Annotated in this window: 12 protein-coding genes and 1 tRNA gene; 3 read left to right on the top strand and 10 right to left on the bottom strand. The window is 60.9% G+C overall.

Going from position 1 to position 15,765, the window contains the following annotated elements; genetic code table 11:
- Positions 1 to 77: 77 nt before the first annotated feature.
- The gene (locus C5L13_RS00485; protein WP_170117179.1) at positions 78 to 1,322 is read left to right on the top strand and encodes an alpha/beta hydrolase; all 1,245 of its coding nucleotides are present in this window, start codon (positions 78 to 80) and stop codon (positions 1,320 to 1,322) included.
- 93 nt (positions 1,323 to 1,415) lie between these two features.
- A complete protein-coding gene (gene pgi, locus C5L13_RS00480) occupies positions 1,416 to 3,041 on the top strand; it encodes a glucose-6-phosphate isomerase (protein WP_105381320.1) in 1,626 nt (541 codons plus the stop codon).
- A gap of 23 nt (positions 3,042 to 3,064) precedes the next feature.
- On the opposite strand, the gene C5L13_RS00475 is transcribed toward pgi, so the two are convergent.
- The 4 genes from C5L13_RS00475 to pyrC all read right to left on the bottom strand — a co-directional run bounded on the left by C5L13_RS00475 (position 3,065) and on the right by pyrC (position 7,184).
- On the bottom strand, positions 3,065 to 3,991 hold the full coding sequence (locus C5L13_RS00475; RefSeq protein ID WP_105381319.1) for a carbohydrate kinase family protein: 927 nt from the start codon (positions 3,989 to 3,991) through the stop codon (positions 3,065 to 3,067).
- Positions 3,992 to 4,066: 75 nt separating this feature from the next.
- On the bottom strand, positions 4,067 to 4,762 hold the full coding sequence (locus C5L13_RS00470; RefSeq protein WP_105381318.1) for an orotate phosphoribosyltransferase: 696 nt from the start codon (positions 4,760 to 4,762) through the stop codon (positions 4,067 to 4,069).
- 84 nt (positions 4,763 to 4,846) lie between these two features.
- Complete coding sequence (locus tag C5L13_RS00465; protein ID WP_105381317.1) at positions 4,847 to 6,025, bottom strand: GGDEF domain-containing protein; 1,179 nt, start codon at positions 6,023 to 6,025, stop codon at positions 4,847 to 4,849.
- A gap of 121 nt (positions 6,026 to 6,146) precedes the next feature.
- Positions 6,147 to 7,184 (bottom strand): dihydroorotase, encoded by a 1,038-nt coding sequence (pyrC, locus tag C5L13_RS00460; RefSeq protein ID WP_105381316.1) that lies wholly within the window; start codon positions 7,182 to 7,184, stop codon positions 6,147 to 6,149.
- A gap of 234 nt (positions 7,185 to 7,418) precedes the next feature.
- On the opposite strand from pyrC, the gene C5L13_RS00455 reads away from it, so the two are divergent.
- The gene (locus tag C5L13_RS00455; RefSeq protein WP_105381315.1) at positions 7,419 to 8,345 is read left to right on the top strand and encodes a tetratricopeptide repeat protein; all 927 of its coding nucleotides are present in this window, start codon (positions 7,419 to 7,421) and stop codon (positions 8,343 to 8,345) included.
- Here C5L13_RS00455 and C5L13_RS00450 read toward each other — a convergent pair.
- The 6 genes from C5L13_RS00450 to C5L13_RS00425 all read right to left on the bottom strand — a co-directional run bounded on the left by C5L13_RS00450 (position 8,342) and on the right by C5L13_RS00425 (position 15,737).
- Positions 8,342 to 9,379: a proline racemase family protein gene (locus C5L13_RS00450; protein WP_105381314.1), complete on the bottom strand. Its 1,038-nt coding sequence runs from the start codon at positions 9,377 to 9,379 to the stop codon at positions 8,342 to 8,344. The two genes, C5L13_RS00455 and C5L13_RS00450, sit on opposite strands and share 4 nt — an antisense overlap.
- Positions 9,380 to 9,393: 14 nt before the next feature.
- The gene (locus tag C5L13_RS00445; protein WP_105381313.1) at positions 9,394 to 10,095 is read right to left on the bottom strand and encodes an SDR family oxidoreductase; all 702 of its coding nucleotides are present in this window, start codon (positions 10,093 to 10,095) and stop codon (positions 9,394 to 9,396) included.
- Positions 10,096 to 10,167: 72 nt separating this feature from the next.
- Positions 10,168 to 11,703, bottom strand: a complete 1,536-nt coding sequence (locus C5L13_RS00440; protein WP_105381312.1) for a glycosyltransferase family 39 protein — start codon at positions 11,701 to 11,703, stop codon at positions 10,168 to 10,170.
- Positions 11,704 to 11,819: 116 nt separating this feature from the next.
- Positions 11,820 to 11,896: transfer RNA gene (locus C5L13_RS00435), tRNA-Arg, on the bottom strand.
- Between the two features lie 138 nt (positions 11,897 to 12,034).
- A complete protein-coding gene (locus C5L13_RS00430; RefSeq protein ID WP_105381311.1) occupies positions 12,035 to 13,543 on the bottom strand; it encodes an ATP-binding protein in 1,509 nt (502 codons plus the stop codon).
- Positions 13,544 to 13,703: 160 nt separating this feature from the next.
- Positions 13,704 to 15,737 carry a HAMP domain-containing methyl-accepting chemotaxis protein gene (locus C5L13_RS00425; protein WP_105381310.1) on the bottom strand — a complete coding sequence of 678 codons (2,034 nt, stop codon included), beginning with the start codon at positions 15,735 to 15,737 and terminating at the stop codon, positions 13,704 to 13,706.
- Between the last annotated feature and the right edge of the window lie 28 nt (positions 15,738 to 15,765).

The raw sequence follows: 15,765 nt of genomic DNA, 5'->3' as shown, positions 1-15,765 counted from the left end.
CCTTGGCTATGGACGCAGCAGTGTTCCTTGACTAGCGCTTCTCGTGAGGGGTGGGCAAAGAGCATGTTGGAGTTCGCTTGGTTAGCCGCGCCGTTTATCCGCTTCGTCTGATTGCCGTCGTCGCGACACTGGCTGCCTTGCCGGGCTGCGCCGGGCGGCCAGAAGGCGTATTGATCCCGACCGCTGCTCGAGCTGACGGCGCCACCAAGGTCGATGTACTCGTGGCCACGACACGGCGGCCAACCGAAACGCCGGGCGTGCTGTTTTCCGGGGAACGCGGCAAGGAGCCGCAGATCACCGAAATCGCCGTCTCCATTCCTCCCGACCGCGCCCGCAAGGTCGGCCAGGTTCAATGGCCCGCCAAACTGCCCGCCAATCCCGCCAAGGAATTTGCGACGGTTTCGGTAACGCCGCTCGACCGGCCCGGTGCACAGGGCTGGCTGAGACAGCATCTGCCGAAAAGCCGGCGGGTGATGGTCTTCGTGCACGGGTTCAACAACCGTTACGAGGACGCCGTCTATCGCTTCGCGCAGATCGTCCATGACTCCAAGGCGGACGTGGCGCCGGTGCTGTTCACCTGGCCGTCGCGCGGCAGCATTTTTGCCTACAACTACGACAAGGAAAGCACGAACTATTCGCGCGACGCGCTGGAAGAGATGCTGCATCGCCTGTCGAAGGAGCCGAGCGTCGGCGAAGTCACCATCATGGCGCATTCGATGGGTTCCTGGCTGACGGTCGAGGCCCTGCGGCAGATGGCGATCCGCGACGGACGCGTCGCGCCGAAAATCCAGAACGTCATTCTCGCTTCTCCCGACCTCGACGTGGACGTGTTCGGCCAGCAGCTTGCCGAGCTTGGTGAAAAGCGACCGCATTTCACGCTCTTTGTTTCCCGAGATGACCGTGCACTCAGCCTGTCCCGGCGGATCTCCGGCAACATCGATCGCCTCGGCCAGGTCGATCCGACAGTCGAGCCCTATCGAACGGAATTCGAAAAAGCCGGTATCGTCGTCCTCGACCTTACGGCTCTGAAGGGTGGTGATCGGCTCAACCACGGGAAATTCGCCGAAAGTCCGGAAGTGGTGCAGCTGATCGGCAACCGGCTGATTGCCGGCCAGGCGGTTACCGACTCGGACGTTGGGCTCGGCGATCGCCTTGGTGCCGTGGCGCTCGGCGCCGCGCAAACGGTCGGAGGTGCGGCGAGCGTCGCCGTCAGTACCCCGATTGCCGTCTTCGATCCTGCGACGCGCCGGTCCTACGATGAGCAGATCCTTCGCTTGGGAACTGCTGCCGGCAACACGGTGACGACGGCGGTCGGCCAGTAGAAGGCTGCCAGACCACGGCTCTAAATGGGTTGATTTGACCGGGAAAGCGAATAGGTTCCCCGTTCATCATTTCCCCGACCGCGAGGAACCTCCATGCAGGCCATCATCCAAGACCTGAAATCCGCAGTGGCAAAAACCAATGCCACGAACATTCGCGCTGCATTCGCGTCCGATCCCGGCCGCTTCGAACGGTTCAGCGCGTCCTTCGATGACCTGCTGATGGACTATTCCAAAACGGCGGTGAACGACGACGTGCTGTTGCTCCTCGAAAGGCTGGCCGAGGTCGGCGGCGTCGCCAAAAAACGCGAAGAGATGTTTTCGGGCGTTCCGATCAATTTCACGGAAGGGCGCGCCGTGCTGCATACGGCGCTCCGCAACCGATCCAACAGGCCGGTTCTGGTCGACGGCAAGGATGTCATGCCGGATGTCAATGCGGTCCTCGCCGCCATGGGCGCGTTTGCCGACGGCATCCGCGCCGGCGCGCTGAAAGGCGCTACCGGCAAAAAGATCACCGACGTCGTCAATATCGGCATCGGCGGTTCCGATCTCGGCCCTGTCATGGCGACGCTGGCCCTTGCTCCTTTCCACGACGGCCCCCGCGCGCATTTCGTTTCGAACGTCGACGGAGCGCATATTGCCGACACGCTGAAGCTGCTTGATGCCGAAACGACCCTTTTCATCATTGCCTCGAAAACCTTCACGACGATCGAGACCATGACCAATGCGGCTTCCGCCCGTGCCTTCATCGCCGAGAAACTCGGAGAGGCGGCGGTGAAGCATCATTTTGCGGCCGTCTCCACCGCACTCGACAAGGTTTCGGCCTTCGGCATCGAAAGCGACCGCGTGTTCGGCTTTTGGGACTGGGTCGGCGGCCGCTACTCCATCTGGTCGGCGATCGGCCTGCCGCTGATGATCGCCATCGGGGCGGAAAATTTCGGAAAGTTCCTCGATGGCGCCCATGCGATGGATGTGCATTTCCGCACCGCCTCCACGCGGCAGAACCTGCCGATGCTGCTTGGACTGATCGGCTTCTACCATCGCAACGTGCTGGGTTACCCGACCCGCGCCATCCTGCCCTACGATCAGCGGCTGTTGCGCTTTCCCGCCTATCTGCAGCAGCTCGACATGGAATCGAACGGCAAGGGCGTGACGATCGACGGCAAGCCGGTCGAAGGCAATTCCGGCCCCGCTGTCTGGGGCGAGCCTGGCACCAACGGCCAGCACGCCTTCTACCAGCTGATCCATCAGGGCACGAGCATCATCCCCGCGGAGTTCATGATCGCGGCCAACGGTTTCGAACCGCATCTGCGCCATCAGCACGAACTGCTGATCGCCAATTGCCTTGCCCAGTCCGAAGCGCTGATGAAGGGCCGGACCTTCGGCGAAGCCAAGGAACAGCTGACATCCAAGGGCATGGACGAGAAGCAGGCCGATTTCATCGCCCCGCACCGCGTCTTTAACGGCAACCGGCCGTCGATCACCTTCGTCTACGACAAGCTGACGCCGTTCGCGCTCGGCCGGCTGATCGCGCTCTATGAACACCGCGTCTTCGTGGAAGGCGTGCTGTTCCGCATCAACTCCTTCGACCAATGGGGTGTCGAGCTCGGCAAGGAGCTTGCTACGGGCCTGCTGCCGGTGGTCGAGGGCAAGGAAAGTGCCGCCGGGCATGACAGCTCGACGCAGGGGTTGGTGAAGGCACTGCTGTCAGCCCGAAGCTGACAGCGCCTCCAGTAGGAGCTCGGCTAGAGCCCAATCTCGTTTGCGAAGGGCGGATTGGCGCCTGCACGCGAGACGGTAACGGCGGCGGCCTTGGCACCGAGTGCCAAGGCGTTGGCGATCTGGTCTTGCGAGAGGTTTGCGACCTGTTCCTTCGTCAGAAGGTTCTGCATCTTCAGCGAAGCAAGAACGCCGGCGTCGAATGTATCCCCGGCGCCCACGGTATCCACGACAGTTACCTTCTCGCTCGGCACGGTCACCTTGTGGTTCGCCGTGTAAGCAGCCGCACCTTGTGCACCGCGCGTGACGACAACCAGTTTTGCGCCGTGATGCAGCCAGTGGCGGGCCAGTGTCTCCTCGTCGCCCTCAAGGCCGAACCAGGCCAGGTCCTCGTCGGAAAACTTCACGATGTCGGACATCGCCGCCATGCGACGGATACGCGCCATGTGGGACGCCTTGTCCTTGATGAAACCGGGACGGATGTTGGGATCCAGCGATATGACCCGCTTTGCATGCTCCCGTATCAGCAGGGCTTCATAGGTCGAGCCGCAGGGCTCGGGAATGAGGCTGATCGCGCCGAAATGCAGTGCTTCGCAATCCTCCCCGAGAGCGGGCAGATCCGCCTCGGTGATCATCCGGCCGGCAGTGTTCTCGTCATAGAAAGCGTAGGAGGCGTGGCCGTCGACCAGCTTGACAAAGGCGATGGTGGTGGGCCTGGAGAGCGTCGCGCAATAGCTGAAATCCACCTTGCTCTTGCGCAGGGTGTCCCGAAGGATATCGCCCATCATGTCATCCGACAGACCCGTGAAGAAGGCGGTAGGCTGCTCCAAGCGGCCAAGCGCAATGGCGGTGTTGAAGACCGCTCCGCCGGCGTAAGGGGCAAAGCCGTTTTCCCCGAGCGTCGTTTCGCGCGGAAGCATGTCGATCAGGGCTTCGCCGCAGCACAAAATCATAGAGTCCTCCCGCGCCAGTCCAAGGTGTATTTCAATCGATTAAGCGAGCTTTTGTAAAATTGCCAGAGCAAAAATTCAGAGAGCGAGTTCGCTGACGCCGCCGTTGCGCCCCGACCAGGCGAGTGGCGCGTCGAGAAACGCTTCGACTTCGGAGAGCGTCTTGTCATCGAACAGCCTGCCTTCGCGGGCAGCGGCCAGCACGTATCGCCATGTCGCGATATGATGAAGCTGAACCTTGCCGTTTGAGAAGCGCTGTTCGGCTTCCGGAAAGATGCCGTAGAAAAAGAGCGCGATGCCGTGATCGACCACGCCGCCGGCAGCTCGGATCGCGTCGATGAACTTGAACATGCTGCCGCCGGCGGTCGTCAGATCTTCGATCACCAGAACGCGGGTTCCCTCAGGCATATGACCTTCGATCTGGGCGTTGCGGCCATGGCCCTTCGGCGCCTTGCGGACATAGATCATCGGCAGGCCGAGGCGTTCGGCCAGGAAGGCTGCGAAGGGAATGCCGGCGGTCTCACCACCTGCCACACAATCGAATTTCTCGAAGCCCGCATCGCGCATCACCGTCGCCGCGGCAAAATCCATGATCGCCGAGCGGATGCGAGGATAGGAGATCAGCTTGCGGCAGTCGATATAGACCGGGCTCATCATGCCGGAGGAAAGCTTGTAGGGCTTGTCGGCGCTGAAATGAACGGCTCCGATCTCCCAGAGCATCTTCGCCATCAGTTCGGCCATTACGCCGCGTTCCGGAAATGTGGTCTGAATCATGCGCCCGCTCCTGTTTGGCAACCACGGGCCGCAATAGCAGCATGCGGGCCGGCGCGCCAGACGATGCAATAAATAACGGTGAGATCAGGCGCTGCTGCGGGTGTCGGAAAGGTCGACAGGCCGCAGGTAACCCGCCACCTCGACGCGGTTGCGGCCGGCGCGCTTGGCTTCATAGAGTGCGCCGTCTGCAAGACCCAATACGGTTTCGAAAGGCTGCCCGCCCGCGGCACCCGTTGAAACACCCGCGCTGACCGTGCACATCACGGCGCATTCGCCGACCGGTATTTCACGCGCCGCGAAACGACGGGCGATATCATTGGCAATCCGTTCCGCCCTGCCAGGCAGTACGTTATCGAGGATCAAGGCGAATTCCTCGCCGCCCAGGCGCGCGGCAGTTTTGGCATGCGACGTCCCGTGTAGCAGATCCTCGGCAAATGTCTTCAGCACCATATCACCGGCGGCGTGACCGTGCTCGTCGTTGATGGACTTGAAGCGATCGATATCGAAAACGACCACGGCGGTGGAAGGACCGATCCGGCGCGTACCATGCTCCTCGAAAAGAGCGCGCCTGTTCAGGAGACCGGTGAGCATATCGGTCATGGCCTCGCGTCGATGATGAGCGGCCATGCGCCACTGGTGCAGCGCGAGCGAGAGGGATCCGATCCCCGTCATGCCGGCAATACAGACGCCGATATTGAGATTTTCGGCCCAGTTGTCAGGAGCATGGCCCAGAACCCAGTTGCCGTCGCTGATCAGGACGCCAGCGCACAGCGCAAATGACAGACCGCTGAGGACGTAGAGAACCGCCATGCCGCAAAGCGGACCGGGCGCTTCCGCACGGGTGCGCCAATATTGCCAGCCCGTACCTGTCAACAGCAGCGCAGCGAGGATGTTCATCACAATGAGCCCGACACCGTCGAACCCGGCAATCAGCAAAGGAAGACCGAAGACGATGGTGACGACGGCGAGAGCGGCGGCGAGCCTCCACGGCTTGTTGCCCGTGCGGAACTGCACGGACGCAGCATAGGTGGTGCAGAAGCCGGCCATCAGGAATGCATAAGCGATGGATACGCGCAGGATGCCTGTTGCCACGGTATAGGAGCTATAGGCGATGATGCCCGAAACGATAAAGCAGAGGGCTGCTACCAGCGTGAGCAGAAAGGAATCGGTGCGGCGCGAAACCCAGGTGCCGAACAGCGTTACCATCAGGCACGCCGCCGAAACGCCCAAGGCGAGGAGAAGAGATTGATAATCGAGCATCATGCCAGCTTCTCTTCGGTCTACCCGCCGGAAAATCTTGCATCGAAGCTAGATCTCGATCCTCTCCAAAAGGTTACTTCTAAAGTATCAATGTTACTAACCTTGTTTTGATTAGGAATTACTTTTAAAGCACCTCCCAATGCAGCGGAAACCCGGGGTCGAAGACTGTGATCAGTCCCGCACCAGTATCGCGTTTGCTTGGGAAATTCACCGGCTGATCCCGCTTCTCAAGCGTGATCATTTCGTCATTCGGCTTCAGCCCGTACCATGCCGGACCGCTGAGCGAGGTAAATGCCTCGAGCTTGTCCAAGGCATTTTCCTGCTCGAATACGTGGGCCAGGCAGCTCATGGTATTTACGGAGGTGTATATGCCGGCGCAGCCGCAGGCGCATTCCTTCAACGGATCGACGTGCGGAGCGGAATCGGTGCCGAGGAAAAAGCGTGGATCGCCAGAGGCCGCCGCGGCACGAAGCGCCAGGCGATGGTTCTCGCGCTTGGCGACCGGCAGGCAATAGTAATGCGGACGAATGCCGCCGACCAGGATGGCATTGCGATTGATGATCAGATGGTGGGTGGTGATGGATCCCGCCAGATTGCTCTTGGACGACTTGATGTAGTCGATCCCGTCCGCGGTCGTCACATGCTCCATAGTAATCTTAAGTTCGGGCAGGCGCCGGCGCAGCGGGTCGAGGACCGTCTCGATGAACACGGCTTCACGGTCGAAGATATCCACCTCCGGTGTCGTTACCTCACCATGCACGCAGAGCGGCAGACCGATTTTTGCCATGCGCTCCAGCACCGGCATGGCTTTGTCGATGTCCCGGACACCGCCATGGGAATTGGTGGTGGCACCCGCAGGGTAAAGTTTTACTGCGGTGATGAGGCCGCTTTTGCGGCCCTCCTCCACGTCGCTCGGATCGGTGCTCTCCGTGAGATAGAGCGTCATCAGCGGCTCGAACCGGTCGCCCGCGGGAAGGGCTGCGAGGATGCGATCGCGATAGGCCCACGCGTCGGCCGTCGTCACCACCGGCGGCACGAGGTTGGGCATGATGATGGCGCGGGCGAAATGGCGGCTCGTATCGCCGATCACGCCTTCCAGGACCGCGCCATCGCGCAGATGCAGATGCCAATCATCGGGGCGGCGGAGAGTGAGTGTCTTCATCAGGAGCTTCCGGAAGTGTTCGATTGCACCCGCATACCACCAACGACTCATCCAAAACAATCACATGTGATGATTGAGCCGGTACCGGGCATCTCATCTGCCAAATATCAAGCATCACGCAAATGTGCAGAATAGGAAGAAGAGATCGCGGCGGAAAGCCCGAGACGCAAGGAACCCGCGTCCGCTTTAGGCGTTCGTTAGTCAATCTTAAGGATCTGTGAAGCGGAGCACACAATGAAATCCCGCGTCTTTAAAGTCAACAAGGGATTCGCCTTTGCCACTGGCACTGTCGTTGCGCTTTGCGCACTGACGGCTTCCCCGGGCGCCGAGGAGCGCGCAAGCCTGAAGCTCGTCTCGACCATGCAGGGCGAATGCGACCGGCTCGCCGGGAGCCCCTATGATCAGCAGCGCAACAACGAGTTCGCACCGGTCGACATCGGTGAAATCGATGGAACCGCAGTCGACGCCTGTCGCGTGGCCTTCGAAAGCACCGGCAATCCGCGTTTCGCCTATCAGCTCGGCCGCGCTCTCAACAAGGCTCAGCAGGCGGATCAGGCGATGAGCGCCTATAATGTCGCCGTCCAGGCCGGATATCCGGCCGCGAAAGTGAATTTCGGCATGTTGATGGGCCGGTTGGGCGACGAACAGGCGGAATTCAAATTTTACCAGGAAGCAGCCCAGAGCGGTAACGTGCTTGCCGCCTATAACCTGGGTGTCGCCTATCGCGACGGGCTCGGCACGAAATCGGACGTTCAAAGCGCCCTGCAGTGGTTCGGCAAGGCTGCAGCCGAAGGTGACGACACCGCCGCCTTCAACATCGGCGCGATCTATGACGAAGGTCATCTCGTGCCGGAGGACGATCAGACGGCTATCGCCTGGTACGATCTGGCCGCACAACGCGGCAATACGGACGCCATGATCAATCTCGGGCTGATGTATGAAGCCGGCGAAGGCATCGAAGCCAATGTCGTCAAGGCAGCCGAAATGTACCGCGAGGCCGGCGAGAGCGGCGACGTTTTCGGCGCCTACAAATTCCTGCAGATGCAGGAACTCGGTGCCGTTCCGGCGCCAGCCGACCCAACGGAATCTGAAAGCGTCAACTCGCTCGTGCTGAAACCGGGCGACATGAACACTCCCACGACCACCGGCAAGGAGATCTAGATCTCCCCTGCGGAGGGGCCCCAGACATCGGTCATTGCGAAACCTTCTGCCAGCGGGTCAAAGGGATCGAGCGCAATCTGGTGAAGCCCAAACGTAAAGCCGCGGCCGGTGATCGTGGGAATGATCGCCGGCTTGCCCGCAACCGTCGTTTCCGCTGCAAGCCCCACTTCGAACTGGGAGCCGATGATCGAGCGCGACCTGAATATGTCGCCCACCCTCACCCGGCCGCGCGCGTGAAGCGCCGCCAGATTGGCCGAATTCCCGGTTCCGCAAGGAGAGCGATCCGCACGGCCTGGCCACATGGTCGTGCAGGTACGGACCGTGCCGTCCGGCTCCGTATCCCGGAACATGACGTAGGCGACGCCGGAGATCGCGGGGATTTCCGGATGGACGACCGGGATTTCGCTGTTGATCAGATCCTTCAGCACCATTCCCGCCTGAACGAGCCCCGCAGCATTGCTCTTTTCGATCGTCAGGCCGATCTGGCTGACATCGACAAGGGCGTAAAAGATGCCGCCGTAACAAAGATCGAGCTTGATCCGGCCCCATTGCGGCGTCTCCAGCGTCACATCGAGGTCATGCACGAAGGACGGCACCATGGTGAGTTTCACCTTTTCGCAGCGTCCATCGCGGCAGGTTGCCATTGCCTTCACCAGGCCAGCCGCTGTTTCCAGGGTCACGACCGTCTCCGGCTCTTTCATCTCGACGATTCCCGATTCCAGCAGGGCCGTCGTGACGCAGATCGAATTGGAGCCGGAACTTGCGTGCGCCTGGTCCGGCTGCAGGATGATGAAGGCGGCATCTGCGTCCGGGTGTTTCGCCGGCAAAAGCAGGTTGACGGAACCGATCGGCGCACCCCGCGGCTCGAGGCAGAGAAAGCGGCGAAGCTCCCTGCCCTTCGGATCGGTATTCAGCCACTGAAGCTGCGCAGCGAGTGTTTCGCCTGGGATTTTCGGAACGCCCCCGATCGCGACCTTGCCGATCTCCCCTTCGCAATGGACGTCCAGCAGTTGAATGGTGCGCTTCCACCTCATCTCGTTCCCTCCGATCAGACGTGACGTGTGACGCCGCCATCGACGCGGATGTTCTGACCGGTGATATAGCCAGCGCCATCGGAGAGCAGGAACGCCGCCGTCTTGGCGATCTCCTCCACATGACCGATTCTTTTCATCGGCACCTTGTCGGCCGTTTCCGGCTTATGGTTGAGGCTGTCGATATATCCCGGCAGGATGCAGTTCATCCGGATATTGTCGGCCGCATACCGATCGGAATAGAGCTTAGTGAAAGCGCCCGCCGCCGCGCGGTAGGTGCAGGAAACGGGGAAGACCAGCGACGGCTCGTAGGCCGCGAAAGTGGTGATGTTGACGAAGGCGCCCTTGCCCTGTTTCTGCATAACCGGCGTGACAAGGCGGGCCATACGCACCAGCGACAGGATCATCATGTCGGACCCAAGCGTCCAGGCCTCGTCCGAAATGTCCAGCAGATCTCCCTTGGGCGGATGGCCGGTATGGTTCACGACCGCGTCGATCCGACCGTAGGTCTTCATGGTCAGGTCGAATATCGACTGGATGTCTTCCGCCTTCTCGGCAACGCCTCGAGAGGCGACCCCACCCAGTTCTCCTGCCAGCTTTTCGCAGCTTTCCGAAGGCGACATCAGCGCCAGTTTATATCCCTCGGCATGAAGTTGACGGGCGATCGCTTCGCCCATTCCGCGCCCGCCACCGGTGATCAGCGCCACCTTTTCCGCCATCCGGGATCTCCTTGAGGTTTTTCTGGTCGCTTTACGACCTTGGCCAGAGATATATCAGGTTCCCTACGGCCTTCAACGAAGCCAGAGATAACCGAGGTTCAATCCGGTTGTGCCATCACCATATTCATGCGGAAACGACAGGGACTGCAGCGGAGAGGCCGTAAGGCCCAGCGCGGACACTTCCGGCGGAAGAACAAAGGGCGGCTGTTGCACCGTATCCGCATTGATCGGCCAGATGAGCAGGATTGGCGATTGTAGAGACTCCGCAGGCGGAAATCCCGCGATAGGCCGGCCCGGATCGACCACGGGAGTGCCGGGGAACCGCAGCCGCATATTTCCGCCCAAGTGAGTACCGCCGGCAACGATCAGCGACGGCTGCCCCTCCGCTTTCAGCGTTTCGGTGATGCGTGCGAATGGATAATTGATCCTCGTATAACCGCCGGTCATTCCTGCCGTCACCGTCTTTGCCGCCAGCGGGATCAGCGTAACCACCATGATGACCAGGAAAACTGGCACGAACCGCTTGAGGCTGCCCACGATGTCCGCTCCAGCCCCTCTGAACTTCAGCAGCAGGTAAAGCGGCAGCACCAGAAGATAGGGATCCAACCAGCGTTCGGTGATTTTCGTCGTGCCCGCGAAAAGGATCACCAGAACCACGCCAAGCAGCGAAACCAGCATCGTGATCCCCAGGAGACGGGTCCATCGGGTGCTCATTTTCAAAGCCTGCCTGACCTGCCCTTTGAAGGCTACCGCGAAAATGACCACGGTCAGGGCGCCGAAAGCGATGCAGGCGAGCACGAGCGAGCCGAGGGCGCGGGCAATGCGGGCAATTCCATGCGGGGCGTTCGCTTCGACCATCTTGCTGATCGTGCCCCTGGTTGCCAGATCGAGATTACCGAGCAGCCAGAGCGCATGCGGCATGATGATCGCCAGGCTGATCGCCGCCGTCAGCAGGATACGGATATCAAAGAGGCGGGCGCGCCATTCCCTGTCGGCAAAGACGGCGACGACCGTCGCTGCGGGGAGCAGCACAAAATTGTATTTCGATATGGTGCCGATGCCGATCGCCAGCCCCAGCACGGCATAACCTGCCCAATCCGGACGGGCGAGCGTTCGGAACAAGCCGTAGAGAAACAGCGAGGTCGCCATCAGAACCGCGACCGTATGCGTGAGATCCTGCTGAGGCATGTAGGAGACCTGCGGCAGGGTCAGCAGGCTGAGCATCGCCATCGCCACGAAGCCCGGCCGCCCGTCGATCTCCCGCGCCGCCAAACCAAAGAAGAGATAGCAAAGAAGCAGCATCGCGAACTTCGGGAGCGTCAACGCGAGCAGCGAGATCCCCATGACGCTTACAAAGGTGTTCTGTAGCCAGTTGTAGAAGGGCGGCTGCGGGCCGTAACCGGCGAGCCAATATTGCGAGAACAGCGACTGCTCGGCCTCATCGAGTGTCAGCGAATGGGGCAAAGCCAAGCGTGCAACGATGCTGAGGATAAAATAGAGGCCAAAAAAAAGCGTCGCCGGCCACAATCCGCCCGCCAGAAAATTCGCGAGCCTGCCGCCCTGCCCCGGCCGCTCCCTCAGATCCACAACGCCGCCATCTCGATCCATTGCCGCCCCTCGCGGAAGAACACTTCACCTTGCACGTGGCACGGCCAGCGACGAGGATCAACAGGCAAGTGGCAGTTCGCGTCGCTTCGGGAGAGTATCGTTGATGTGGGAGAAAATGGCGCACCCGAAGAGATTCGAACTCCTGACCCCCAGATTCGTAGTCTGGTGCTCTATCCAGCTGAGCTACGGGTGCGTAGGCAAGCAGTGCGTTACCGCTTGCGTGGCGATCCTCTAATGGGTGCCGCGAAAGATTGCAAGCGATTTTACCGAGGGCAACGTCATTTTACTGTCACTTCTCACTCAAGCCGTTGAGAAGTAACACCTAATAGCATCAGGCCCGGGCCCGGTAGTCGTCCAGCGAAACCGGCCGGTCGGGAATCTCGATCCTGAACTGGGTTCCGGGACCGGGCTTTTCCACCAGCGCGATTGTGCCGCCGTGCGCTAGAACGAGCTCGCGGGCAATCACCAAACCAAGACCCGTGCCGCCCGAACGGGCCGAGCCGCGGAAGGCGGAAAACAGGTTTTCCCGCGCCTTGCGCGGCATGCCGGGGCCGGTATCGTCGACCGTGATGCTGACGACGCTGCCGATCCGATGCGCCGAGACGGTAATGCGCCGGACCATGGACGTGTCCTCGGGGTCGAAGTTCACAAGGGCCTGCAAGGCATTGCGGCAGATATTGTGGATGACCCTGAAAAGCTGCTCGCTGTCGCAATCCACCTCGACATCGGAGGGGATCTGATCGAGAAATTCGATGCTGGCGTCAGGGTCGATGGCAAGGATGTCGCGCACGTCCTGGCAGAGATCGGCAAGACGAATTCGGCGGCGGCGCGGCGCAGCTTCGGATGCCTGCCCATAGGCCAATACTTCGCTCGTGTAACCCACGGCCCGATCGATCGTCCGCAGGAGCTTCGGCGCAAAACTGCGCACCATCGGGTCGTCGACATCAGTCAACCGGTCGGACATCAATTGGGCCGACGCCAGGATGTTGCGCATGTCGTGATTGATCTTGGAGACCGCCAGGCCGAGATCGGCAAGGTTCTTCTGCTGTTTCAGGGTGCGCTGCAGTTCCACCTGCATAGAGGCGAGGTGCCGTCCGGCGACGGCGAGCTCTCCGCGCGACCGGTCACCGGTAAAGACGCGATTCGGGTCTTCCGGATATTCGGAGAAATGCTGCATGCTGTGGGTCAGCCTGCGGATCGGCATGATCATCATCCGGTTGATGGCCAGGAAGATGAGCACCGCCGTAATCAGCGAAATCAGCAAAGACAGCAGAAACATCATCTTCGAATATTTCAGCATGTCCTTGCGCAGCGCATCGTCGGTCATGACCAGCTCGATGATCATGTCGCTGTCGCCGATCGGCCCGAAAACGCGCATGACACGGCCGCCGCCCAGGAACAGGGTATCGAGCGCATCGCGCATGGAAACCAGCATCGACACATCCGTGAGGTCAAAGACCTGGTCCACCTGCGGCGGCATGTCGGCAGCGGCCAGCAGACGGGAGGTGCCATCCTTCTTGAGCGCGATGACCTTCGTGCCGGTCGCCAGAAGCGTATCGTCCTGCACCGCGCGGGGAAGCTCCGACGGCTGCAAGCCGTCGATGACGATACCCGCAGCCGCAGCCGTATCCAGCCTGTCGCGCAGCCAGTTCATGCGCATGCCTGCGACGGACGGGACGAAGATCAAGATTTCCGCCAGCATGACGAAGATGACGGTGAGCCAGAGAAGTCTGCCGGAAAGGCCGCCAAAAAGGCGCGGCATGGGTTCCGGTCCTGCGCCGTCCGGCGAGGATCCCGAGTGCCCCGAGGTGTGAACCTCGCCGTCCATGCGGGTCTCCATTTCCGAATTCCGGTTCGGCCACATCAGGCCAACTAACGGATGATCGACTATTTTAGAGATTCAACGCTTTTTTACCAGCCCCTCTTTCGGCAGTGCAAAAAGAGAAAGCGGAGACGATATCCGTCTCCGCTTCTGTATTCGTTTGATGAGGCCGATCGGATCAGAATTCTTCCCAATCCGCGGCCGCTGCGGTTGCTGGGGCGGCAGCAGCTCCTCCGAAAGCACGCGTCAGCGCGCCAGTCATCGCCTTGACCGGAGAGACACGCGGACGGGGAGCTGGAGCTGCTGCCACCGCTGGGCGCGAAGATCTTACAGGCTCGACGGCGCGATGCTCCTGGTGGCCGATGTTGAATTTGGAGACGATGGCAAACAGGACATCAGCTTCCGAAGAAAGCTTCTGTGTCGCGGCCGAGGTCTCTTCCACCATGGCGGCATTCTGCTGGGTCACCTGGTCCATCTGGTTGACGGCGGTATTGACCTCCGCCAGCCCTGTCGCCTGCTCGCGGGAGGCAACCGCGATCGAGTGAATATGATCGTTGATGCGCAGCACGCGGGTCTCGATTTCGGACAGCGCCTCGCCCGTCTTCTGCACCAGCATCACGCCGCCGGCGACCTCGTCGCCCGACTTGCTGATCAACGCCTTGATGTCCTTTGCAGCGTTTGCAGAGCGTTGGGCGAGCTCCCGAACTTCCTGCGCCACGACCGCAAACCCCTTGCCGGCTTCGCCCGCACGGGCAGCCTCGACCCCCGCGTTGAGTGCAAGGAGGTTCGTCTGGAAGGCGATCTCGTCAATGACATTGGTAATCTGCGCAATCTCGCGCGAAGCCTGCTCGATCCGACCCATGGCGTCGACGGCATTGCGCACGACCTCGCCCGACTGCACCGCGCTTTGCTTGGCCTCGCCCACCATCACGGTTGCCTCGTGGGCTCTTTCCGTGGAAGTCCGCACCACAGCCGTGATCTGGTCGAGTGCGGCGGAAGTCTCCTCCAGCGCAGCGGCCTGCTGTTCCGTGCGCCGCGACAGGTCATTGGTGGCCTTGCTGAGTTCAGCGGCGCTACCGTTCATGGAACCGCTGGCGTGCCGAACATTGTTCATCGTTCCGCGCAGCGTCTCCATGGTGGCGTTGACGTTGTGCTGCAGCTCGGCGAACGCGCCCTTGAAATTGCCGTTCATGCTGTCGGTAAGATCACCCTCGGCGAGGCTCCTGACGACCCGCCGCGTTTCCGAAACGCCGGCGTCGACGCTTGCGACCAGCTGATCGACATTGTTGGCGAAACGGTCGAGGCTCTCTTCCCCCCACTGCTTGTCGATGCGGCGGGTGAAGTCACCCTCGGCCGCGGCGGCAACCACGGCAGACATCAGTGCCTGCAATTCGTTGTTCTTCCCGCGCATGGTGGATTCGGAGGCATTCATCCGCGCCACCTCGATGCCATTCTTCTTGAAAACCTCGACGGCTGCCGCCATGTCGCCGACTTCATCCTTGCGGCCGACCAGCGGAACATCCACGGAGTAATCTCCATCCGCTAGCGTCTTCATCGACGACGTGAGGTCGAGAATGGGCTGGCTCAGCTCCTTGCGTCCGAGATAGAGACCAAAAGCCATGCCGCCGGCAACGCCCACCACCGTCACGATAAGCACGCTGTAGAAGACCATGTTGCCGAAAGCATCCATGCCGGCGCTAAGCTCGTCGAGCTGTGCCTGGTCCATCTTCACGACCGCATCGATCTCGGCCTGGTAGGCTTTGCGGTTGGCGCGGTTTCCTTCGTTGTTGCCCTGGACGTTGGCAGCAGCCGGGCCCTCCGTCTGGCTAAGCCTGACGGTTTCGCTGCGGAACTGCTTGAACTCCGCCGAACGCGCCACCAATTTTTCGAAGATCGCCTTCTGCTCCGCCGGCACTTTCGGCTGCCACACGGCAAGCAGCTTTTCCATTTCTGCCAGGGACTTCGTGACCCCTTCACCGAACTGCTTGGCGGCTGCGGAGTCTTTCGCCGCGTAGATACCGCGCGCATCCATCACCACGGCAGTGACCAACCGGTTGAGATGCTCTCCGTTATGAGCGCGATCGGCCACATCCGCATATTGCTGGCTCTGGGCTCGGTACTTCTCGACCGCAAAAAGCGAAAGACCGCCAATGAGGCAGGCAAAGAGGCTCATCAGCCCGACGAGAAGGTTGATCTTGGCTCTAATTCTCACTGCAGTATTCCCCCTGCAAAAACACCAC

Origin of the sequence: Neorhizobium alkalisoli, assembly GCF_002968635.1 — a bacterium.
Classification (GTDB): Bacteria; Pseudomonadota; Alphaproteobacteria; order Rhizobiales; family Rhizobiaceae; genus Neorhizobium; species Neorhizobium alkalisoli.
The sequence above is the reverse complement of the archived record's forward strand: the minus strand, read 5'-3'. Positions and strand labels throughout refer to the sequence as shown.

What these genes read in the sequence shown, in the direction of transcription:
- C5L13_RS00450 (WP_105381314.1), bottom strand. Translation starts at nt 9,379, where the DNA reads ATGAGGTGGAAGCGCACCATTCAACTGCTGGACGTCCATTGCGAAGGG.
- pgi (WP_105381320.1), top strand. Translation starts at nt 1,416, where the DNA reads ATGCAGGCCATCATCCAAGACCTGAAATCCGCAGTGGCAAAAACCAAT.
- pyrC (WP_105381316.1), bottom strand. Translation starts at nt 7,184, where the DNA reads ATGAAGACACTCACTCTCCGCCGCCCCGATGATTGGCATCTGCATCTG.
- C5L13_RS00465 (WP_105381317.1), bottom strand. Translation starts at nt 6,025, where the DNA reads ATGATGCTCGATTATCAATCTCTTCTCCTCGCCTTGGGCGTTTCGGCG.
- C5L13_RS00440 (WP_105381312.1), bottom strand. Translation starts at nt 11,703, where the DNA reads ATGGATCGAGATGGCGGCGTTGTGGATCTGAGGGAGCGGCCGGGGCAG.
- C5L13_RS00470 (WP_105381318.1), bottom strand. Translation starts at nt 4,762, where the DNA reads ATGATTCAGACCACATTTCCGGAACGCGGCGTAATGGCCGAACTGATG.
- C5L13_RS00430 (WP_105381311.1), bottom strand. Translation starts at nt 13,543, where the DNA reads ATGGAGACCCGCATGGACGGCGAGGTTCACACCTCGGGGCACTCGGGA.
- C5L13_RS00475 (WP_105381319.1), bottom strand. Translation starts at nt 3,991, where the DNA reads ATGATTTTGTGCTGCGGCGAAGCCCTGATCGACATGCTTCCGCGCGAA.
- C5L13_RS00445 (WP_105381313.1), bottom strand. Translation starts at nt 10,095, where the DNA reads ATGGCGGAAAAGGTGGCGCTGATCACCGGTGGCGGGCGCGGAATGGGC.
- C5L13_RS00455 (WP_105381315.1), top strand. Translation starts at nt 7,419, where the DNA reads ATGAAATCCCGCGTCTTTAAAGTCAACAAGGGATTCGCCTTTGCCACT.